A 21,818-nucleotide genomic window follows, 5' to 3' on the forward strand; every position below is an offset into this window, starting at 1 on the left:
TATTTTTTTCCTTTGTGATTGCGCAGCTCAAAGATGGAAAAAAAGCAAAGTATATTCAAGGAATTCAAAAACGCCGGCAGGAATAATCCAAAAGTGGCATTTGCAATTCTTTGGGTGACTTTGATGCCTTCCATTGGGAGCCTGGTAACCGTCCCTTGGGCTTTGGCAAACTCAGCATGGATGAGTCAACTTGCTTTTGACAATAGCATAACCATTCTGATAGCCCTTTTAGTTTCAATTCTTTTGATGGGCCTTGCCCTGATGCCTACCACACTGATTGCAGGACTTTCAGGTTTCTTTCTGGGATGGCAAGCATTTCCTTTGTTAGTAATGGGTTACACACTAGCCACCGTACTTGGTTATGCATGGGGAACGGGGCTTGGAGGAAACAGCCTTTCTTTGATTTTAAACAAATATCCTAAGGCCGAAGCTTTGATAGAAAAAAAGAAACATAATCTGGGGGAGCTTATATTTTTTGTAAGGCTAAGTCCGGTAATTCCATTTGCCATGTCCAATTTGCTTTTTGCACTGATGAAATCCGGCTATACAAAACTAGTCATCTTCGGCACTTTGGGAATGTTGCCCAGAACCCTTTTCGTATTTTTTTCAGGAACATTGGCCTCAAGCATCTATTCCGCAATCATGCAAAAAAGTGGGACTGGGGAAATTGTTGTATTAATCGCTTTATTCGGTCTTAGCGTTTGGGGTATCTGGCGCTTTTTTACCAAAAAAACTAAAATTCCATAGCATAAAGGTCCAACACTTCGTCCTTACCCTGTAAATAAAAATCACCCTGTAAGCCCATCCCCAATTTCAACAAAAGCTTTTGCGATTTGAAATTTTCTTTGGAGACGATCGCATAAAGTTTTGAAAAGAGCTTTTGTCTCTGAGCATTTTCAATCAAAGCTTTTGAACTTTCGAATGCAAAACCCTTTCCCTCATATTCGGGTAAAAAAGCAAATCCTATATCAGGAGCATTCAATTCTTCTCTTTGAAGAAATCCAAATAAACCGATCTTCTCTGAGGAAAGGGGCTTCAACTGAACCAGATACAATCCAAATCCATTTTTCCCATAACTACTTAATGGACCGGAGTCCAAATAATCCTCTGCGTCCTCTATATCCCTGACTCCCCGATCTCCAATATGCTCTAACCAACCCTTTGTATTGAGCAAATGAAGAATAAATCCCGAATCCTCATGTGTAAGTTTGCGTAAATGCAATCGTTCAGTCACCAAAATGGGGTCCATAGACTCAATTAAAGAAAATTACCTCAGTAGATACATTTTGCCATAACCCTGCTTAAAAGCTTTGTCTCCAGCAGTAGCCCTAGGCTCTACGAATGTACCATTTTTCCTGACCAAAACTCTGTAAATATAAACTCCATTGGCCAACTGATCTCCAAATTCATCCCTTCCGTCCCAGGCATAATCTGAGAGATTATTCCCTATACGGATTGGTCCAAGCTCATCTTGAAGGATTTCCCTCACTACTCTTCCTGTGACAGTCATGATTTGGATTTTCACCTGATCAGGTACTTCCGAGCCTGTTACGGTAAACACAAAGCGTACTGAACTGCTGAACGGATTCGGATAAGGGTAAAAGTTAGTAATAGTCGCTTCATTGATTACTTCAAAATTAATTTCAAAGGGTTTTTCCACTCCCAAATCCTCCGTCACTACCCTAAAGGTGTACATCCCATCTTCCAAAGGCCCAGGTTTCAGTTCAATTTTGAAATCTGAGTCTTCAGTGGCTTCTGTCCAATTTACTTTTTGATTGCTGAAGCTCAATCGCTCAAACTGACAACCATCACATTGTTTTTTGAGGAAAAGATCAATTCCCATTGTATCCTTTTTGTAAATAAGCGTCTGCTCATTTTTGAGCAAAGTATTGATCATTACCGAAGGAGAAACAATATCTCCATCCATAATATAAATCCCATCAAAATTGACATCCAAAATAGCCGTACTGTTGTCCGGAATCACAATAAAATAGGACCCTAAGTCAATGAAATTATTCCTGAAAGTCTGCTCCATTTGTATTCGGGGATTAGCAAAAACCTCCACTTCCACATTCCCTCCTCTTCCGATAGAATTAAAATCCAAACTGAACTCAAAGCTCTCCCCAGCGGGCAAGGCAGGAATTTTTTTCCTGAATTCCTCTCTTCTTCTCTGACTGGCATTATTGAAACTCCATTCTACTACAATTGAATCCGTAAAATCATATTTGGAAATATTGATAAACTCAAAATTCAAAACCGACTCCTCCCCTTCCTGAAGTGTAATCTGGTCTTCCCTGTTTTTGAATACCAACACACCTTCCGGTACTCCTGTATAATTGACCTGCCATTTGTCCAACTGCGCCGGAGCTGTTGACTCTTGGTCATTCATGGCATAGCGCAACCTCAGGTAAGGATACGCCGAAGGATTGATTGATTCCAAGTTAAAAGTAGATTCCCGAACACTATTGAAAAGGACTTGTTCTTCCCCATTAGACCTGATACCGATCACATCAAAGGAAGCCAGCTCTTCATTGAACCAATCCCTTTGGTTAACATTATTGAAAAACTGCTTCCACTCAGCAGCGGGACCAATCCTTGGTGTAAGAATGGTACCTGAGGTAAAATAACCCTCAAGGTCTGTTTCAAATTGAATTACCTGTTGGTTGGTCTCCAATTCCAAGTCTCTCTGGGCGACAATCTCCATTGCTTCCCCTGGTCTCATCCCCTTTCTGCCATAAAGCACATAGGGGTCTCCGCTTTTCAGGTTACGGAGAAGGGCTTCATTGGCACCTACTTCTTTCATTTTTTCAAAAGCCTCATCAGGCCATTGCTCAAAGGTCACATTGCCAACTGAGAAAATAACCACATAATCGCCTTCTTTCAATCCATCTATGTAATCAATCAAAATGGACTGTCCCGGCTGGGTGATCCAGGCATTTCTTATACTTTGAATTACCTGAGGCACCCTTCCACAAGACCTTCCATCCAAAATATCAAAACCCGGAACAGGTATCACTAAATAAGGTGTCAGAGAGCGCTGTTCAAAAGCAACCAGCCCTAGGGAACCATCAGGACAAAGCCTGGAATTGACATTGTTTACATTGTCAATAATGTAGGGAACTCTATCGAGATAAAACTGGGTATTTCTGAATGTAAGGCTGTCAGCTTGATTGCCAAATGTAAATACCTCAATGTTCAAGTTGGTATCAGGATATTTCCAGATTCTCTGATTCTGGTCTATTTCAAGATTACTTAATAGATTACTTTCCAATTGAGGCATGGTGCGTTGTGTCCAACCCTCCGGTCCATCATTGATATAGCTAAAAGAACTTACGGTCCAGTCCTCTGATTCTCCTTCTCTGGGTTCAGAAAATCTTGACCTCCAATAAAAGGTCAGAGAATCTCCGGGATTTACATTTTGGAACAAATCCAGCTTCCAATTGATAAGGTTATTGGTGGTGATTCTATTTTCCTTTCTGTTGGCTGAAGAAAAATTGGGACTGGTATCTATTTGAACAATTACATTCCTCGGCTCTACGGATTTACCAGGAATCTGAGCAATCAATTCAACCTCATTTGTATTGACTATACCAAACTCAGCTGGTAAGACATGCAAAGTCCCACTGAGAGGAACAAATTCTGTCACCGTCACTGAATTATTGGAAAAAGTCATCTCAGACACACTCCTGTCATGATTGATCTCAATGGTGAAGATATTTTCGCCAAAAGCAGCAATACCGGTATTGGGGACTGCGAAGTCTATAGTATCCTTTCGAGTAATCGGTGCTAACATTTTAACAGGATAATTCACACTGTTGCCATCCGGCAACCTTCTTCCCACCCGCAAGGTGATGGAATCAAGATCTACTCTTCCAAGGTTCTTGACCACGAATGACAGCCTTAATGAATCCGCCAATGCATTGAATGGCTCCCCTTCAAATGCTCCCAAAGTCACATCAGAGGCTTCTATTGAATAATCCGCTTTATTGGCAGGAAAAAGGCGAATGGCCGGATCTCCTAACATAATCAGTTGCTCAGCATGCGCCCTATTGACGACTGAGGTACCATAACGTTGGAAAAAGAGTTTTTCTGTTTCCCTGATGACTTCACCCACTGGCTTGTATATCGTGGTAGAATCAGAAAAAGCTTTGGCATAAAATGACTCAGAGTACCTTCTCAAATAAACATCCACTCCTATGCTGGCGTGAGCCATGAAATTGGTAGCACCTTTCCCAGGGGCGAGCACCCAATCTTCTCCAAAAGTGTAGGCATTGCCAAATGCATTCCCCGCATCACATCCATTGAGCAATAACATGGGATATCTGCCCCGATTGTTATATCCCATAGTGGGGTCCGACGCAAAGCCAATTTCAATATCTATCACAGATGGGGCTCCATGACCAAAAAAAGTAATCAGGTTGGTTCCTCGATTCACATCTTTGGAGATATCGATCAATTCAATAGTAGAGTTGGATCTTTTTCTGTAAGTGGTCACATTCCCTCCCAGAAAAGGACCTTCTGCAATGGTTTTGAAACCATTCAGAAAGTTAAAATATCTTGTGAGTTCAAAAGCAGAAACACCTCCACTCAGGTGAATAATTTCTTTCATCCAGTCTTCCGACACACCCATGGCATCTTTTTCTTTGACCTTATCCAAGTAATTGGCGACATCCTCAGGAACTCTTGCCGGTATTCTACCTGTGGCTACTGCCTGAGCAAAAGGGTTTTGGGCATCCAGTCCTATGGAAAAATTATTATCAGCATAAGGATAACCCGCTGGTGGTACCAAATCCTGGAAATTGAAAATAGCAGGTCTTTGTCTGTAGAAATAGGTAACATTATTTTGCCTTGCAGTAGTAAACATTCCCATGGCTCTCCCTACAAGAAAAAGGAATTCCGGTTGATGTCTCGGGTAGTATTCTCTTAGAAACTCGTAAACCGCCAATGGAGTTTTTTCTCCAAAAGTAAATTGATCATACAGTTCATCAATATTGACCACCAATGTGTCATAGCCTCCTCCTCCCGGGGATGCTCTGTGTTCTGCATAAGCCTTAACAGGGTCAGCATAAGTAGAAGTAGGTGTTCTCAGTACCCTGTGTGTGAGAATAATGAAATCAGCCTTTATAGAAAGTAAATTTCTGAAATTCACCCTAGGCATGATATTTATCTCTTTGATGTTGAGCTGATTTTCGACCAAAATTTTTGTTTCCTGACCTTGAATACCTCCTGTCAAACGAACAGTATTCCCAGACTTATTCACAGGAATCCTAACAGGATTGATTGGATCAGCTATATCATAGGCCACATAGTTGGAAAGGGCATTATCTATCTCTATGTTGGAACTTTGCGGATCGAGGATAAATACCTCTGCACTGAAATCGCCATTCTCTACTTGCTTAGGGTAAGTAAGTCTTATATATGCGACTGAAACATTGTCCACATTTCCACTTCCCATGGATGTAATCCTAATACTTAAACTACCATCAGGGTTGAAGTCATTGGAGTTCAGTGTCAGGGATTCGTTGACTACTTCAAACCCACTGTACTCAAATCTTCCTATTTCCCTTACTGAGCCAGTGGTTGGGCCTGCAGAAATTGCAGTCAGGTGTGGAGTATCTGACCTTCCAGCCAATCCGATTTCCAGTATTGCAGTTCCTGTTGAAGCTATCTGGCCCAATTCATTCAGGGAAATCAAAAATGGATTGTTCTTTGGGATAGGAGCACTCATCCAGCCCTGACCCTGCTCAAAAGCAGCTAAACGGACACCTGGATTGTAAGTCCTCCCAAGGTTATATTGATTGGCAAAAACTTCAGTTTTTTGAGTTTGGTAATTACTTAGACTTGGGTTGGAAGAATTTGGGTTGGGTCGGGTAGCCATTCTTTTCCCGGGGGTGTTTCCTATGGTGAGAAAAAAAGCAGTGGAATCATTATGCTGATTGTACAGGCGATTTCCCAAATGAGATGGATCTGAAAAGAATTTTTTATCAAGTTCGGCATCATTCTTTTTTCCATAAAAATCTATAAAGTCATTGGGATCAAATCGTCCATCTTGCTCTCCTTGGACAAATATGGCAACTTCCTCTCCCCGGTGAAATAGTTTGATATTCCTTGGATCAACGGCGCTGGGATTGATTCCCGAAGCTGATAATGAAGTAAAAGTAATTCTATGAATGCCGTCCTCAGCAGTAGACACTTTGTAGTATGGCTGGCTATAATCAATCCAAGCAGACTGGGAAAACCCTAGCATTGGGACCAAAAGTGTAAGCCATATAAAAACCAATTTTTTAAGCATCAGTCATTCCATCCTTTATGCAACCTGAACCTGTTGCTGTGTTCTTTCAAACTCACTTTCACGCTGATCACATGAGAATAGGGTGTTTGGGAGATTCCGCCAATATCCGTAAGTGCGTAGTCAATATAGAATTTTTCGTTGAGAAAAACCCCTAGTCCAAAGCTTGGCTTCCAAGCCATGTAAAACGATTCATCAAAATCCTTGATCCTTTGGACATTACTTCCTCCGGCTCTCAGGAAAACCATATTTTTATAACTTGCTTCAATACCCGCCCTCGGATCAAAACTCACCAGATTGGTCCTTAATATTGTATTCCGCATTCCGTCAAATGTAAAATCCAGATCCAGCACACCCTGCAACTTAATTTCATCATTGATTTCATAATCTCTGGTCACACTGAAAATTGCCCTTGGCAAAGTGAGTTCAATACTATTGACCGGAATTACATTGTTTGTCTGGGAATAAACATCCCTGACCATATCGGCATTGTGAAACCAAGCATTGAATGTGGATGTCACATCTCTTAGCATAAAACCAACCCTCCATTGATCCAATAGGAAAATACCGCCTACGTCCAATCCAAACCCCCAAGCCTGGGCGAATTTACCCACATTTCTATGGATGATTTTAGCATTTCCTCCTATTTTAAAGACATCACTCACATCCCTTGCATAAGATAAAAGTAAAGCATAGTCCGCAGCATTGAAAAACTGAATATTGTTATAATTCAAAGCTCCATTGGCATCATACAAAAACCTGGTATCCGGAATATCATCCACACCAAACCTGATCACTGAAATCCCTATTTGGTTGTCCGCATCGATTGCAGTACTGTAACCTAGATAATCAAACTTGGCTATACCTGCGAAATATTCCGCATGCATCAGGGAAAATTCATGCTCGTGCTTGATTCCGATCAAGCCTGCAGGATTCCAAAAAGCCGCAGTCACATCACGAACAGAAGATACTTGCGCCCCCCCCATTCCGAGTGCACGTGCTCCGATTCCAATATTCATAAACTCATTGGAATATTTGGGCGCAATAGTCTGTGCACTTATAGTAGTACTAAATGCGAAAAGAAGTATACAAATGAAAAACCGCAAAACGCCCATGTTTTTTGTGGAAAATACCAGTGCAAAGTAAAAATAAATACTTTACTGAAAAGCTTATTTTTAAAAAATTCCACGCTTAAAAAAATCACAAAGTGTACGCTTACGAACATGTTTATGTCCACTTGGATCACAAATTCAGTTTCTCAAAACAAAATCTGTTTCTTGGAAAAAGATTTTTCGCTTTCATCAAATATTTTTCAAATGCGCTCTATTTGAAATTAAATGCAGTTTTTTTTATTACCAAGGTAAAAAACAGTACCTTTTATAGCCTAGTAGCGGGCAATGAGCTGGGGCTTACAGTTGAATTGGTACAGTTTTTCTATCAATCTTGGCACGGACCGGAAATCTTATCTCAGATTCCTTTCCTGTCAAACCATTTATCATAGAAAAACATGAATGCTTCAAACACCCAAATACAGATGAGAAAGGGACTTTTGGAGTTCTGTATTTTACACATCATTTCCAGAGGTGAAGTATACGCCTCAGACATGTTGGAAGAATTGACAGAAGCCAAAATGATTGTAGCGGAAGGTACACTTTACCCATTATTACAACGGCTTAAGAATGCATCACTGGTCTCGTACAAGTGGGTGGAATCAGAGTCAGGCCCACCTAGGAAATATTACCTGATTACTGAAGAAGGAAGGGACTTCCTAAATACACTCAACGAAACTTGGGAATCCCTTGTAAGCTCTACGCAAATGATCACCTCAAAGCAGTAAAACAATGAAAAAGACCATAAGCATCAATATAAGCGGAATCCTTTTTCACATAGAAGAGGATGGGTACGCTACTCTCAAAAAATACCTGGAAGCTATCAACAGGCATTTTTCCCATTATGAAGACAATCAGGAAATCATTTCTGATATTGAAAACAGAATTGCTGAGATATTTCTGAGCAACCTCAAAAACAACAAACAAGTCATTACAGCTGAGAATGTCAGTGCCCTGATTGAAAAAATGGGGACTATAGCTGATTTTAAAGCTGTGGAAGAGGTGGAAGAGCCTGTAGCAGAAGAAAAACAAAAATCCGAAGAACCGGAAAATGACTTCTATAAGTACATTACCCCTCCGGGTCAAGGACCAAAAGGTTATAAAAAACTCACCCGACTTGAAAACAGAAAAATCCTTGGAGGTGTATGTGCAGGAATAGCCCATTACCTTTCCATTGATCCTTTATGGACAAGGTTGGTTGCGATTTTATTGCTTTTTAGTGGCAACATTAATTTTGGCAGACCTGCATGGGACTTTCTTCCCTGGAACCTAAAGTTCAGCTTCTCATTGGGTGCTTGGGCACTGATCGCTTACATAGTCCTGTGGGTGGTCCTGCCTGTCTCCTACGATGAGCCTGAAGATAAGCATATCAAAAAACTGTACAGAAACCCAGATGACAGGACCATTGGCGGGGTAGCGAGTGGTTTGGCTGCCTACTTCAACATTGAAGTAATATGGGTGAGATTGCTATTCATTGGATTGATTTTCGCTGGTGGCTCCGGATTTGTAATTTACCTGATCCTTTGGATTATAACCCCACAGGCCAAATCCATCACTGAAAGAATACAGATGAAAGGAGGTGCGATTACTTTGGACAATATCGAATCCACCATCAAAGAAAACCTGAACCCTTTGCCTCCTAAAGAAGAAAGTCAGACAAGAAAAATACTGCTGACCCCTTTCAGGGTTTTAGGGAGAATTATTGAAGGAATAGGAATGGCTCTTGGGCCCTTTGGAAAATTCTTACTCTCTGTGGTAAGGGTGTTCTTCGGCCTGATTATCTTCTTGATAGGCATGGCTATCACCATTACCCCACTGGTTTTGCTTGGTGTATATTTCGAGCTCTTGCCCTTCAATGGAAACCAGATCTATATGGATGACATTCCTGCTCAATGGATTACAGATATACTTCCATTTTGGCTGGCAATAGCCACAGGTTTCGCGGTCATGATTCCTGGGATTGTTATACTGCTGCTAGGAATCAGTGTGATCATCAAGAAAAGCCTGATCGAGGGAAGATTTGGATTGATTGTACTGGGAGTCTGGTTACTGAGCATTGGCATAGCGGCTTTCCAACTTCCAAAAACCATCGCCCAATTCAAAAATGAGGCTACTTATACTCAGGAAAGTGTTCTGAATATAGAAGAAGGAACATTAGTCCTTAAAGCGGAAAATTACATATCAGGACGAGGATTGTATGAAATGATCAATCTTCAATTGCAGGGCACGGACGGAGAAGACTTGGTTCTGATTCAGGACTTCAAATCAAAAGGAAGAGGACATGAAGATGCTTTGAACAATGCCAAACAAATCGAATACAATTATAGCGTACTGGATTCCATTTTGACCTTGGAAAGAGGGATAGACCTCAAAAAAGTGGATCGATTCAGAGGGCAAAATCTCAAGCTCACCTTGGAAATCCCCTACGACCGAGCCTTTATCATGGACAAATCTATCCTACCTATCATCAGAAATACACTTTACAAAAATGGATATAGAACTCGAGATGTCAATACCAAAAACCACTGGGTCTTCAATGAGGATGGGTTACTTTGCCTGAATTGCTCAAACAATGCAAAGCTCACTTCTTCGGATAGTTTGTCGATCGAAAAGTTTAAAGGTTCATATTTTATGAATGAGTAAAAAGAATGATACTAAACCAAAAATAGCGGCCTGTTTCTCAGGCCGCTATTTTTTTGACCAATTTGCATAAATTGCTTTTCTCTGATATACAAAATATGAAGAGATGAAACCGAGCAAGACGGAAGCTTCACACAGTGGAATGAATATTCCAAGCGAGGTACCATATGACCGCTGAAAAGAAATTATAAACATATGAAATATTACAACTCATTTCCTGTAGGAATCATTACCTTGAAGATAATCCTGTTATTTTTAAAAAAATAAACCCAAACAATATGCAAGTTAAACTTAAGTTTTTAGGCGGAGCAAAAACTGTTACAGGTTCAAGATATTTGGTAGAAATTGGGCATTTCAGGATCTTGGTAGACTGTGGCCTTTTTCAAGGACTGAAAGACTACCGAATCCGTAACTGGGAAGCTTTTCCTGTCAATCCAAGAGAAATTGATGCCGTGATCTTGACTCATGCCCATATTGATCATTCCGGCTATCTACCAAAATTGGTTAAAGAGGGCTTCAATGGCCAAATACACTGTACTTATCCTACAGCCGAATTGGTAAAAATACTCCTTTTGGACTCTGGTAAATTACAAGAAGAAGAAGCACAATATGCGGCCAAAAAAGGCTACTCCAAGCATGAAAAACCATTACCACTTTACACCAAAGAGGACGCTGAAAAAGTATTCCATCTGCTCCAACCGGTAGAAATGACCGAAGAAGTAAGCATCTCTGACAACATCAAATTCACTTTCTACAATGCAGGGCACATACTGGGTGCTGCAATTGTAAAGCTTAAAATCAAAGGGGAAAACCAAGAGAAGAAAATCGTTTTTTCAGGTGATCTTGGCAGGTACCATGACCCCATTCTCAATCCGCCTGCAAGACTTCCCTTTGCTGATATATTACTACTTGAATCAACTTACGGAAATAGAAAACAGGCGCATGTAAAACCGGAAGAAGAGCTTGGAAGAGCTATAAGAGAAACATATAGAGCAGGTGGGGTTTCCGTTATACCGGCTTTTGCAGTAGGCAGAACCCAGATTATTTTATACTATCTTTTTCTCTTGAGACAAAAAGGAAAGATTCCGGACATTCCCATTTATGTTGATAGTCCCATGGCAATTGATGTCACCAAATTGTACAAACAGTTCAGCAATTACCATAAACTGGGCTCCATGTTTGAGGATGATGGAAGCAATCCATTCATGTACAAAAAGCTTCATTATTACCAAAGCCAAGAAGCATCAATGTCACTAAATGCCATCAGGGGTGATGCCATTATTCTCTCAGCAAGCGGCATGGCCACAGGAGGAAGGGTTCTCCACCATCTTTACAACAGACTTCCAAACGAACAAGACAGCTTTATTTTCGTTGGCTATCAGGCAGAAGGTACCCGAGGCAGACGAATATTGGAAGGAGAGAAAACATCCCGTATGTATGGAATTGAAGTCCCTATAAAATCCAAAATTTACTACATAGAGGGGCTTTCAGCGCATGCAGATCAGGATGAATTGATAGAATGGACTGAAGGTTTTGTCTCTAAACCCAAAATGACATTTTTAATACATGGAGAAAAAGAAGCCGCAGAAGGCCTTTCCAATAGGCTTAAAGAAGACCTGGATTGGTCGAGTATCATCCCAGAATATTTAGAAAGCTTTGTTTTATTTGACGGCCTCTAACTAAGTCTTCTGAATAAATTTGCCAATCAGGAAGCTATTCCGCTTCTTGACATAAATAATTTTGCAGAGTTCAGGAAATCTACCTATATCGAAAACTATTTACAGAATAATACTATTTATGAATTTTAATTTCAACAAGACAAAAATCAATCAAGGAACAATCAAAGGGATCTGTTTGCTGTTTTCCGGAATCCTGATCAGTTCCTGTGCTTCCTTATCACCGGGAAATAATACTTTGGTTGCTACATCAGCACTTCAACCCAAAAAAGCAGAGATGAGCAAGGAAGCCCGTGAAAACTGGCAACATTTAGATCTGCTTCAGGATACTATCCCAGGCATGAGTGTGGATAGAGCATATAAAGAAATTATCAAAAAGAAAAAAGGCGAAAAAGTCATCGTCGCGGTCATAGATTCTGGTATAGACCTAAAGCATGAAGATCTTACAAGCGTACTATGGACGAATTCAGGAGAAATCGCCGGAACAGGTAGAGATGATGACAATAACGGGTTTGTGGATGATGTCCATGGTTATAACTTCCTTGGAGAATCTTATAATGAGCAACTGGAATTTGCCAGAATTCTTAGATTAGGCATTGGAGATGAAGCCTACCAGGCCAAAGCAAGAGCAAGATTTGAGGAACGATTGGCTGAAACCAGCCAAATTGTGGGCCAAGTCCAACAAATGTTCACCGCGCTTAATGAAGCCGATGCTGCTGTACAAGAAGAACTTGGTCAAGAAAATTATACCCTTGAAGATCTTGAAGGAATTCAAGCCAGTGGACAACTTGCCATGCAGGTAGGATTCCTCAGTCAAATGCTCAGCAGAGCAGATGATCTGGAAGAAGTCATGGAATCTTTAAATGGGGCTTATGATTATTATTCAGACCAGTTGAATTACAACCTGAATGTAGATTTTGATGGCAGAGAAGAAGTCGGTGATGATCCTTATGATTATGATGATCAAGCCTATGGCAATGGCAATCCTAGCCATAGGGTAAAAGATGAAAGCCATGGAACACATGTGGCCGGAATCATTGCTGCCGATAGAAATAACGCTGAAGGAATCCGTGGTGTAGCTAATAATGTGTCCATCATGAGCGTAAGAGCGGTTCCCAATGGGGATGAGTATGACAAAGATATCGCCTTGGCCATTCGATATGCTGTAGACAATGGAGCCAAAGTCATAAATGCCAGTTTTGGAAAAGACTTTTCACCCAACAAAGAGTGGGTTTACGAAGCTTTACAGTATGCTAGTGAAAAGGATGTTCTTTTTGTGCATGCTGCAGGAAATGATGGCAAAGACCTGGACAATCCGGAAAATCCAAATTTCCCCAATGACCATGATTTCAATAATGGACAGGAATTTACAGACAATGTCATCACTGTTGGGGCATTGACAGCACAATATGGTCCTGGTATGATTGCAGCCTTCTCAAATTATGGAGCCAAAAATGTAGATGTGTTTGCACCAGGAGCTCAGATTTACTCCACCATGCCAGAGGGAGAATACACTTTCCAGAGCGGAACTTCCATGGCAGCTCCCGCTGTAGCAGGCTTAGCGGCATTGATCAGATCATATTACCCGAAATTGACTGCCGTACAAGTGAAAAAAATCATTATGGAATCAGGCCTGCAACCGGAAGTGAAAGTCAGGGTTGGAGGTGAATCCAATGAGCTTTATGCATTAAGCGAGATTTCAAAGTCAGGCAAAATCGCCAATGTATACAACGCTTTGGTGTTGGCAAATCAAGTATCCAAAGGAAAAGTAGAACTATGATACTTCGGTACCAGTGTTCCAATTGAATAAATTTTCTAAAAACCCAGCAATACCTAGAACTTCAAAAGATCACAAAACCGGTTCATGATAGGACCGGTTTCTTTTTTGCTTTCCTATTTCCTACCTTTGAGAAGCTTTAGGGGTGCCCGGGCGGGCTGAGAATATACCCTTTGAACCTGATACGGATGATACCGGCGAAGGAAAAAGTCCCACCTGACCAAAGCCTTGGCTTGCTGTGCTCCTGAAGTTTTTTATCTCATTCATCAACCCATTTTCAAATCATGGAAGCAATAACCAACGCATTTAAAAAAGTAAAAGAGCAATCCCCACTAGTCCAGAGCATTACCAATTATGTGGTCATGAACAACACGGCCAATGCATTGTTGTCATTGGGTGCATCTCCAATCATGGCCCATGCAAGATCCGAAATGGAGGACATGGTCAGCATTATAAGTGCTCTTGTAGTCAATATAGGTACTTTGGATGAATACTGGGTGGAAAGCATGTTGGCAGCAGCTAAGAAAGCCAAATCAATGGAAAAACCTTTTGTGCTCGACCCCGTGGGAGCAGGAGCCACTCCATACAGAAATCAAACACTTACCCAACTGATCCAGATCGGCCCATCCATCATCCGGGGAAATGCCTCTGAAATCATGTCTTTGGCATCCGTTAATATTCAATCAAAAGGTGTGGATAGCAGCAACACTTCTGATGAGGCTTTGGATGCTGGAAAAAGACTTTCAAATGAAACAGGTGCTGTTGTCTGCATTTCCGGAGAAGTAGATTATGTGATTTTAAGAGATAAAGTCGGAAAAATCAAAAACGGAAATCCTATGATGGCCAAAGTAACTGGAATGGGTTGTACCGCTTCTGCTATAGTTGGAGCTTTTGCTGCCGTTGAAAAGGACCTTTTCACGGCTACTATGGCGGCTATGGCTGTAATGGGAGTTGCAGGAGATTTAGCTGCTGAAAAGGCCGAGGGACCAGGAACCCTTCAACTACATTTCTATGATGCACTTTATCAACTAAACCCAGAACAATTGGCTGAAAAGGCTATTGTAGAATTCCAATAATGATAAAATCATTTCCTTACAGACTATACTTGGTAACAGACGAGGCACTTTGTCTGGGTAGAGATTTTTTTTGGGTAGTGGAAGAGGCGATCAAAGGTGGAGTAGACCTTGTTCAGCTCAGAGAAAAAAATCTTGGAATGGAAGCGTTTATCCAAAAGGCAATCAGGCTCAAGGAAATATGTGAGAAGTACAGGGTGCCATTGATCATCAACGACTCGGTAGCTGTGGCACAGGCCGTAAATGCCGATGGCCTGCATATTGGCCAAAATGATACTTCAATATTTTCTGCCAAGAAAATATTGGGCATAGACTACCCAATTGGGCTTTCACTGGAGAAAAAAGAAGAATTATATCAAGCCCAAGCTAAAGAGGCCTGGTATTTTGGTATAAGTCCAATTTACTCCACCCCTACCAAAACGGATACTTTCTTTGAATGGGGACTGCAAGGACTTGCTGACATGAGAAGGTCCACAGACAAAAAACTGATTGCTATTGGTAGAGTCAAAGAGTCCAACGCAGCCGAAATTATAAGTCATGGGGCAGACTGTCTCGCTGTAGTCTCAGGAATCTGTTCTGCCAGTGCACCTGCAAAAGCAGCAGAGGCTCTCAGAATTGAAATAGAAAAAGGCTTAAAGCAACAATTATGGTGAAAACTTACATACCTGTACTCAGCATTGCAGGCTCTGATAGTGGAGGAGGTGCAGGGATTCAGGCAGACCTGAAGACATTCTCTGCATTAGGTTGCTACGGCATGACCGTAATCACCGCAACAACTGCCCAAAACACAAAAGGAGTAAGAAGTATCAACAGTATTCCTGTCAAGCATATCAGGGAACAATTGGAAGCCATTTTGGAGGATATCTACCCAAAAGCAATAAAAATCGGTATGGTCAACCAACCTGAAGTGGCCATTGCCATTGCTGATATGCTCAAAAATCATCCAAAGGTCCCTATTGTTTTTGATCCGGTAATGGTCGCTACTTCAGGGGATCGCTTAATCGCTTTTGATACCATTCAGGTATTAAAAGAAACACTCTTCCCCATTTCTACCCTGCTCACTCCAAATTTGGATGAAGCAACTATACTTTCAGGCCTGGAAGTGAATTCTGAAAATCTGATGGAAGCATCGGGAAGGGAGATTGTCAATATGGGTTGTCAGGCCGTTTTGATCAAAGGAGGTCATCTTAAAAATCCTATTGTCAAAGACCTTTTGATTCAGAAAGGTGAAAAAGCGATCACATTTGAAAGCCAATATGTCAATACTAAAAATTTACATGGAACCGGGTGCACGCTGTCCTCTGCGATAGCTGCTGAATTGGCAAAAGGAAATTCCATGCCCGTAGCGATTACAAATGCCAAATCCTATATCAATGGAGCCATTGAATCCGGCAAAGATATCACTACTGGAAGCGGCCATGGTCCCTTAAATCATTTTTATGAACCTCAAAAACAAATCATCGATGAAGTGGAGTGAAAAAGCCTGGGAACGTATAAGCCCGCTATATAGTAAAATCATTCAAATGCCTTTCAACCAAGAATTGATGAATGGCTCCTTACCCAAAGAAAAATTTAAATTTTATATGGCTCAGGATGCCTATTATTTGGGTGAGTTTGGAAAAACACTGAGCACCATTTCAGGCAAACTGGGGGATTTGGAACAGGTTTTGGCGTTTTCCCAATTTGCTTCCGGGGCTATTGTTGTAGAAAGAGCACTGCATGAAAGTTACTTTGTGGAATTGGGCTTGCCTGAAGAGGTTCAGCCCTCCCCTACCTGTCTGCTTTACACCAATTTCCTACTCAAGACTGCTGCTTACGGTAATGTGGAGACAGCTGTAGCCGGTGTGTTGCCATGTTTTTGGATTTACAAAAAAGTAGGGGATCATATTTTTGCAGAGCAAGACAAGTTCCCCAACAATCCCTACAAAAACTGGATTGATACCTACTCTGGAGAAGACTTTGCAGAATCAGTGGTCAAAGCCATTGAAATAACAGATAAATTGGCAGCCAAGGTCAGTCCTTCAGCCCAAGAAGAAATGTTTACGGCATTTGAAATGGCCAGTAAATTGGAGTGGATGTTTTGGGATTCGGCTTATCGGTTGGAGAAGTGGGCTGTTTAAAATCTAGAATTCATTTCCCGCAATGACGCAAAGAGAAAAAGAAGTTGAAAAGCTTGATTGACCAAAATGGCTGTTTTCTTGGTGTTTTTGCTTGAACTGATGTTTTGAGGACGAGAAGATTTGTGCAGGAGACTCAACCTGATGGTAATGCCAATTCATCAAATCTTTCAAATTTACAATTTATTGGTAAACAGACGATTTTCAATCTGAAATCTTAAATCTTAAATCTTAAATCTTAAATCTTAAATCGCATATAGACCCCTCCTCCGTCGGGGAGACATGGTGAAGATTGTTCCAGTCTTGATCATCAAAAAAAACTTCATCCTTCATCCCTCATCCCTTATCCTTCATCCCTCATACCTCATCCTTCATCCTTCATCCTTTTTCCCCCTTCTACCTCAGCGCTTCCCACAAAATCTCCACTGGATGCTTAGCTTTTTTGCCTGTACCATCGGCAATCTGATGGCGACAGGATGTACCCGGAGCAGCAATCAATGTACCTTCTGCAGCTTCCCTCACAGCGGGGAACAAGACCATCTCCCCAATCTGCATACTGAGCTCATAATGTTCTTTTTCATATCCAAATGATCCTGCCATCCCGCAACAGCCAGAGGGAATGATCTCTACACTGTAATTTGTTGGAAGGCTAAGCAATTTCTGCGTCCAAGTAAGGGATGATATAGCTTTCTGGTGACAGTGACCATGTAGTTTGATATTCTGAGCCTGGCCGGTAAACTGATCGCTTGTAATATTGCCTGCAGCAATTTCCCTTCCGATAAATTCATCAATGGTCAGGGTATGAAATTTCAGTTTTTTTGCCGCTTCCACCCATTTCGGGCTGACCAACTTGGGATACTCATCTCTGAAACCCAATATTGCCGATGGCTCAATCCCTACCAGAGGAGTATTGCTATCAATCAGTTTTTCAAAAATTTCCACATTGGCATCTGCATGCTTTCTGGCCTTAACCAATAAACCTTTGGAAAGTGCTGACCTTCCGCTTTCCTGATGGTCAATCACCTTTACGTCATAGCCTAATCTATTAAGTAATTTGATGGCAGTAATTCCTATTTCAGTATCGTTATAATTGGTGAATTCATCCACAAACAAATAAATGGTTTTGATGATTTTCTCTGGAACAGGAAGTTGTGGATAGCTTTTCTTATACCAAGTTCTGAGATTCACCTTTTGGAGGGTGGGCAACTGCCTTTTTGATGCCACTCCAAGAATGGATTTCATCAAGCCACTGGTCAGACCATTATTCAATGCAAAATTGCTTAGCCCAGGTAAAACTCCCGCCAGTCCATTGAGGTCATTGATATGGGCAAATGCCTTAGAGCGCAGAGGGACTCCATGTTGCTTTTGGTATTGGTAAAGGAATTCGGCCTTCATAGAGGCCATATCCACATTGGAAGGACATTCAGCCGTACAGCCTTTGCAGGAGAGACAAAGGTCCAAGGCCTCTTTGATTTCAGGATGGTCAAAGGGGTTGGATTTTTTATCCAAAGTCAAAAATTCCCTCAGGGTATTGGCCCTGCCCCGTGTGGTATCCTTTTCATTTCTGGTGGCTTGATAGCTTGGGCACATGGTTCCTCCTGAAGCCGGTAATTTCCTGCAATCTCCCGAGCCATTGCACTTCTCCGCCATTCTCAAAAATCCGCCCACATGTCCAAAATCCATCAATGTTTCCTGCGCAGGAGTCTTCATGTCAGGCTCATATCGGAGAAAAGTATTCATAGGAGCCGTATCCACGATTTTACCGGGGTTGAAGATGTTATCAGGATCCCAAGTGTATTTGATTCTTCGGAAAAGTTGGTAATTATCCTCTCCGACCATGATGGGAATAAAAGGTGCCCTCACACGACCATCTCCGTGTTCACCGGAAAGTGAACCATTGTATTTCTTCACCAGTTTGGCTACATCCAGAGAGATCTGATAAAATTCTTCCTGGTCTTTCTTTTTCTTCAAATCCAATATTGGCCGTAGGTGTATTTCCCCTGCACCCGCATGAGCATAGTGGACAGGTTCCTGCCCATACGCCTCCATCATTTTGTCAAATTCATCAATATAGGCGGCAAGGTCTTCGATATCCACTGCGGTATCTTCTATACAGGCTACTGCTTTTCTGTCTCCCGGGATATTGGCAAGCAGTCCAAGGCCTGCCGAACGAAGGGCCCAGGCAGACTTGGTCTTGTCAGGCCCGATAATAGGGTAGGCATAACCTAAATCTGTAGCCTTAAAATCTGCTATCAGCTGTTGAGCTTTTGATCTGGCTTCATCTTCTGTATTCCCGGTGAATTCCACCATCAACAAGGCCATAGGGTCGCCTTCCACGAAATACCGATTTTTGCTGTATTCAATACTTTCTTTGGTACAGTCCAGGATAATCTTATCCATCAATTCTACTGCTGTAGCGGGATGTTTCATGGCGACCTGCGCAGCAAGCATGCTTTGGTGAATGGATTCAAAATGAGCTGCGACTACTACTTCTACCGGATCCGGTAAAGGGTCAAGGGATATTTTGATTTCCGTGGTAAATGCCAAGGTTCCTTCTGATCCGGAAAGCAGTTTGCAGAAATTAAACAGCTCTCCTCCTTCTTGAAAAACATCTGTATCCAGCAAGGCATCTACAGCATAACCTGTGTTTCTTCTATGGATACTTTTCTTTGGGAAATTCTCCTCTATATTTTTTTTAGCTGTGGGATCGGACAATTCAAGTTTGAGTTGCCTATAGACCTCTCCTTCTAGACTATCCAACTTGCATTTTGCTTCAAACTCATTCTTTGAGATAGGTTCGAAAATAGCCTCATTTCCGTCAGAAAGTATAGTTTTCAACTGAATGACTTTATCTCGAGTGGTACCATATACAATGGAAGTTGTTCCAGAAGAGTTGTTGCCCACCATGCCGCCTATCATGGCCCTATTGGCAGTGGAAGTAATGGGGCTGAAAAATAGTCCGTGTGGTTTAAGGAACCTATTGAGTTCATCTCTGACCACACCAGGCTGAACCCTGACCCACCTTTCCTCCTGATTGAATTCGAGAATAGAGGTGAAGTACTTAGAAACATCCACTACTATTCCGTTGCCCACGCATTGGCCTGCCAAGGAAGTCCCAGCTGTGCGGGGAATCAATGAAGTCTTATTTACCTTTGCGAAAAGAATCAATTGCCGGATGTCTTCTACACTTTTAGGAAGTGCCACTGCCAAGGGCATTTCTCTGTAAACAGAGGCATCCGTGGCATAAAGTGTTTTGGTGAGGGAATCAAATTTCAGGTCTCCTGCCAGTTTTGCTTTAAGGTTTTCCAGGGCAGGCAATAGGTTAGGTTTGGTCAAAGTCATAGCTCAAAAATAAGCAATAGAAGTTTTCCTTTTAGGGATTGGAGGAAGAAAAAGGGTAAGTGTAAGTTTTAAAATATTTTTGAATCTGAAAAATTAAATTCTACCGACAAACCATCTGCGCACATCAGCGATATCTGAGGGGTAAAATCCAATGAAATTTTGATAAACAATATGTTTTCCCTAACTTATAGCATGGTTGTAAGAAAAAAACATACCAAGATCCAAAAATCCGCTAGTTATCCAAGCCTTGACGTCATGGAAAAATCAGCAGGCAGACAGCTACAGTACCATAACCTTTACCAGGTCAGTGAACAGAGTTCGGAACTTTTTGTGGAAGATTTGGATCAAGAAGAAAATGACAGCACTTCCAACCATTTGGTTTTGATAGTTCTTGGTTTCCTTGTGATCCTTTCTATCTCTCTCTTTTTTCTTTAATTTCCCCCTAATTTGCATTTAGATTATACGATAGTTTTGGAAGCTAGTTCCAGACTGTTTTATATTGCCGGAAAAATAGGCCTATGTTCTTTTACCTTTCCCAGTTTCTGAGTTTTTTGGCAATGCCTCTAACGATAATAATTCTGCTTTTTGCTGCGGGATTTATATTTCATAAAAAATCATATTCCAAAAAACTGTTAATCGCAGGATTTGCTTTCTTACTTTTATTCAGTAACCCTTTTTTGTCCAACTTAACCATGTTGGCCTGGGAACCTAATTTCAAACCATTTGTAAATCTTCCTGAATATGAGCTGGGAATCGTACTAACAGGAGTCACCAACTTAAGCAAAACAGCTTATGACAGAACTTTCTTTGACAAAGGGGCCGACAGGGTCACTCATGCCATACAGCTTTACAAACTGGGGAAAATCAAAAAAATACTCATCACTGGTGGACAAGGATTAAACCCTGTCAATACGAATACAGAAGCTGAATGGCTGAGAGATGTGATGCTTTTGGCAGAAATCCCTGCAGAAGATATTTTAATAGAAAATCAAGCCAAAAACACCTACCAAAATGCGGTACTGGCAAAGGAAACTTTAGAAATTGCTGGATACAGACCAGATCAAGAGCATTTGTTGATCACTTCTGCATTTCACATGAGAAGGGCCAAAGGTTGTTTTGATAAAGTAGGGCTTAGGACTGTGACTTTTCCGGTAGATTATTACACCCACGATATCAAGATCGATATTCCAAATTTACTTTACCCTGACCCAAAAAGCATGGCAACTTGGCACACGCTCTTTAAAGAATGGATCGGAATTACTGTGTATAAAATTGCAGGCTACATTTAATCTACCAAGTGGTTTCCCGAAGCTTAGGGAAAGCCCTTATGATATCTGAGAGACTTATTTGTCCTACTAATTGACCGTCTTTGAGAACCGGAAACCTTCTGATTTTCAATTCCAGAAATTTTTGTGCAGCATCGAATAAGCTCATTTCCGGTGAAAGGGTAATAACATCTTTAGTCATATGCTCTTCCACTTTCCCTGGAAATGAAGGGGTGTTGGAATATTTTCCTTTGATGATTTCCTTGAGACAATCAACTTCGGATATTATGCCTACCAACTTTTTGTCATGATTGATGACCGGAGCACCTGAAATTTTTCTTTTGGTCAGCATGTCCAAAACATGATCTATAGAATCTTCAGGATAAAAAGTAACGAGATTGGTACTCATGTGATCCTTGACCATTATGGGAGCGTCGGTCTTTTTGGGTTCTACAACCCTGACACCTTGAAAACTTTTTACCATGGCTATTTTGAATTTTATTGAGCTGAATAAATTAACACTAAAACCT

General features: G+C 41.3%; 16 protein-coding genes and 1 riboswitch. Of the genes, 11 read left to right on the forward strand and 5 right to left on the reverse strand.

Annotation, left to right across the window (positions count from 1 at the left end; genetic code table 11):
- Positions 1-33 precede the first annotated feature (33 nt).
- The gene (locus tag A33Q_RS15380) at positions 34-747 is read left to right on the forward strand and encodes a TVP38/TMEM64 family protein (RefSeq protein WP_040490548.1); all 714 of its coding nucleotides are present in this window, start codon (positions 34-36) and stop codon (positions 745-747) included.
- Here the strand turns inward: A33Q_RS15380 and A33Q_RS15385 are convergent.
- From A33Q_RS15385 to A33Q_RS15395, 3 genes are read right to left on the reverse strand one after another with little or no spacing between them, the layout of a single operon-like run.
- Positions 734-1,249, reverse strand: a complete 516-nt coding sequence (locus A33Q_RS15385) for a GNAT family N-acetyltransferase (protein WP_009034674.1) — start codon at positions 1,247-1,249, stop codon at positions 734-736. The genes A33Q_RS15380 and A33Q_RS15385 overlap by 14 nt on opposite strands.
- A gap of 18 nt (positions 1,250-1,267) precedes the next feature.
- Positions 1,268-6,292, reverse strand: coding sequence for a putative type IX secretion system sortase PorU2 (gene porU2, locus A33Q_RS15390; RefSeq protein WP_009034675.1), 5,025 nt, complete (start codon positions 6,290-6,292; stop codon positions 1,268-1,270).
- Entirely contained in the window at positions 6,292-7,404 is a 1,113-nt protein-coding gene (locus tag A33Q_RS15395; protein ID WP_009034676.1) for a putative type IX sorting system protein PorV2, read from the reverse strand. Before A33Q_RS15395 ends, porU2 begins: the two co-directional genes overlap by 1 nt.
- 392 nt (positions 7,405-7,796) lie before the next feature.
- Between A33Q_RS15395 and A33Q_RS15405 the strand changes: the two genes are divergently transcribed.
- The 8 genes from A33Q_RS15405 to A33Q_RS15440 all read left to right on the forward strand — a co-directional run bounded on the left by A33Q_RS15405 (position 7,797) and on the right by A33Q_RS15440 (position 16,684).
- Positions 7,797-8,126: a PadR family transcriptional regulator gene (locus A33Q_RS15405; RefSeq protein WP_009034678.1), complete on the forward strand. Its 330-nt coding sequence runs from the start codon at positions 7,797-7,799 to the stop codon at positions 8,124-8,126.
- Between the two features lie 4 nt (positions 8,127-8,130).
- Entirely contained in the window at positions 8,131-10,041 is a 1,911-nt protein-coding gene (locus A33Q_RS15410; protein WP_009034679.1) for a PspC domain-containing protein, read from the forward strand.
- A 275-nt stretch (positions 10,042-10,316) separates the two neighbouring features.
- Positions 10,317-11,717: an MBL fold metallo-hydrolase RNA specificity domain-containing protein gene (locus A33Q_RS15415; protein ID WP_009034680.1), complete on the forward strand. Its 1,401-nt coding sequence runs from the start codon at positions 10,317-10,319 to the stop codon at positions 11,715-11,717.
- Between the two features lie 118 nt (positions 11,718-11,835).
- Positions 11,836-13,494 carry a S8 family peptidase gene (locus A33Q_RS15420; RefSeq protein WP_009034681.1) on the forward strand — a complete coding sequence of 553 codons (1,659 nt, stop codon included), beginning with the start codon at positions 11,836-11,838 and terminating at the stop codon, positions 13,492-13,494.
- Positions 13,495-13,622: 128 nt separating this feature from the next.
- A riboswitch (TPP riboswitch) is annotated at positions 13,623-13,714 on the forward strand.
- Between the two features lie 61 nt (positions 13,715-13,775).
- On the forward strand, positions 13,776-14,567 hold the full coding sequence (thiM, locus tag A33Q_RS15425) for a hydroxyethylthiazole kinase (RefSeq protein WP_009034682.1): 792 nt from the start codon (positions 13,776-13,778) through the stop codon (positions 14,565-14,567).
- On the forward strand, positions 14,567-15,217 hold the full coding sequence (thiE, locus tag A33Q_RS15430; RefSeq protein ID WP_009034683.1) for a thiamine phosphate synthase: 651 nt from the start codon (positions 14,567-14,569) through the stop codon (positions 15,215-15,217). The genes thiM and thiE overlap by 1 nt, the downstream gene beginning before the upstream one ends.
- Complete coding sequence (gene thiD, locus A33Q_RS15435) at positions 15,211-16,041, forward strand: bifunctional hydroxymethylpyrimidine kinase/phosphomethylpyrimidine kinase (protein ID WP_009034684.1); 831 nt, start codon at positions 15,211-15,213, stop codon at positions 16,039-16,041. The genes thiE and thiD overlap by 7 nt, the downstream gene beginning before the upstream one ends.
- The gene (locus A33Q_RS15440) at positions 16,028-16,684 is read left to right on the forward strand and encodes a TenA family protein (protein WP_009034685.1); all 657 of its coding nucleotides are present in this window, start codon (positions 16,028-16,030) and stop codon (positions 16,682-16,684) included. The genes thiD and A33Q_RS15440 overlap by 14 nt, the downstream gene beginning before the upstream one ends.
- Positions 16,685-17,077: 393 nt before the next feature.
- On the opposite strand, the gene A33Q_RS15445 is transcribed toward A33Q_RS15440, so the two are convergent.
- The gene (locus tag A33Q_RS15445) at positions 17,078-20,023 is read right to left on the reverse strand and encodes an FAD-binding and (Fe-S)-binding domain-containing protein (RefSeq protein WP_009034686.1); all 2,946 of its coding nucleotides are present in this window, start codon (positions 20,021-20,023) and stop codon (positions 17,078-17,080) included.
- A 255-nt stretch (positions 20,024-20,278) separates the two neighbouring features.
- Between A33Q_RS15445 and A33Q_RS15450 the strand changes: the two genes are divergently transcribed.
- Positions 20,279-20,458 (forward strand): hypothetical protein, encoded by a 180-nt coding sequence (locus tag A33Q_RS15450; protein WP_016255372.1) that lies wholly within the window; start codon positions 20,279-20,281, stop codon positions 20,456-20,458.
- A 257-nt stretch (positions 20,459-20,715) separates the two neighbouring features.
- Positions 20,716-21,312: a YdcF family protein gene (locus tag A33Q_RS15455; protein WP_016255374.1), complete on the forward strand. Its 597-nt coding sequence runs from the start codon at positions 20,716-20,718 to the stop codon at positions 21,310-21,312.
- 1 nt (position 21,313) lies between these two features.
- On the opposite strand, the gene A33Q_RS15460 is transcribed toward A33Q_RS15455, so the two are convergent.
- Positions 21,314-21,772, reverse strand: coding sequence for a CBS domain-containing protein (locus A33Q_RS15460; protein WP_009034689.1), 459 nt, complete (start codon positions 21,770-21,772; stop codon positions 21,314-21,316).
- Between the last annotated feature and the right edge of the window lie 46 nt (positions 21,773-21,818).

This window comes from Indibacter alkaliphilus LW1 (assembly GCF_000295935.2).
GTDB lineage: Bacteria > Bacteroidota > Bacteroidia > Cytophagales > Cyclobacteriaceae > Indibacter > Indibacter alkaliphilus.

Bases quoted from the DNA above. Each gene is read 5' to 3' on its own strand.
- A33Q_RS15380 (WP_040490548.1), top strand. From the start codon at position 34: ATGGAAAAAAAGCAAAGTATATTCAAGGAATTCAAAAACGCCGGCAGG.
- A33Q_RS15385 (WP_009034674.1), bottom strand. From the start codon at position 1,249: ATGGACCCCATTTTGGTGACTGAACGATTGCATTTACGCAAACTTACA.
- porU2 (WP_009034675.1), bottom strand. From the start codon at position 6,292: ATGCTTAAAAAATTGGTTTTTATATGGCTTACACTTTTGGTCCCAATG.
- A33Q_RS15395 (WP_009034676.1), bottom strand. From the start codon at position 7,404: ATGGGCGTTTTGCGGTTTTTCATTTGTATACTTCTTTTCGCATTTAGT.
- A33Q_RS15405 (WP_009034678.1), top strand. From the start codon at position 7,797: ATGAATGCTTCAAACACCCAAATACAGATGAGAAAGGGACTTTTGGAG.
- A33Q_RS15410 (WP_009034679.1), top strand. From the start codon at position 8,131: ATGAAAAAGACCATAAGCATCAATATAAGCGGAATCCTTTTTCACATA.
- A33Q_RS15415 (WP_009034680.1), top strand. From the start codon at position 10,317: ATGCAAGTTAAACTTAAGTTTTTAGGCGGAGCAAAAACTGTTACAGGT.
- A33Q_RS15420 (WP_009034681.1), top strand. From the start codon at position 11,836: ATGAATTTTAATTTCAACAAGACAAAAATCAATCAAGGAACAATCAAA.
- thiM (WP_009034682.1), top strand. From the start codon at position 13,776: ATGGAAGCAATAACCAACGCATTTAAAAAAGTAAAAGAGCAATCCCCA.
- thiE (WP_009034683.1), top strand. From the start codon at position 14,567: ATGATAAAATCATTTCCTTACAGACTATACTTGGTAACAGACGAGGCA.
- thiD (WP_009034684.1), top strand. From the start codon at position 15,211: ATGGTGAAAACTTACATACCTGTACTCAGCATTGCAGGCTCTGATAGT.
- A33Q_RS15440 (WP_009034685.1), top strand. From the start codon at position 16,028: ATGAAGTGGAGTGAAAAAGCCTGGGAACGTATAAGCCCGCTATATAGT.
- A33Q_RS15445 (WP_009034686.1), bottom strand. From the start codon at position 20,023: ATGACTTTGACCAAACCTAACCTATTGCCTGCCCTGGAAAACCTTAAA.
- A33Q_RS15450 (WP_016255372.1), top strand. From the start codon at position 20,279: ATGGAAAAATCAGCAGGCAGACAGCTACAGTACCATAACCTTTACCAG.
- A33Q_RS15455 (WP_016255374.1), top strand. From the start codon at position 20,716: ATGTTGGCCTGGGAACCTAATTTCAAACCATTTGTAAATCTTCCTGAA.
- A33Q_RS15460 (WP_009034689.1), bottom strand. From the start codon at position 21,772: ATGGTAAAAAGTTTTCAAGGTGTCAGGGTTGTAGAACCCAAAAAGACC.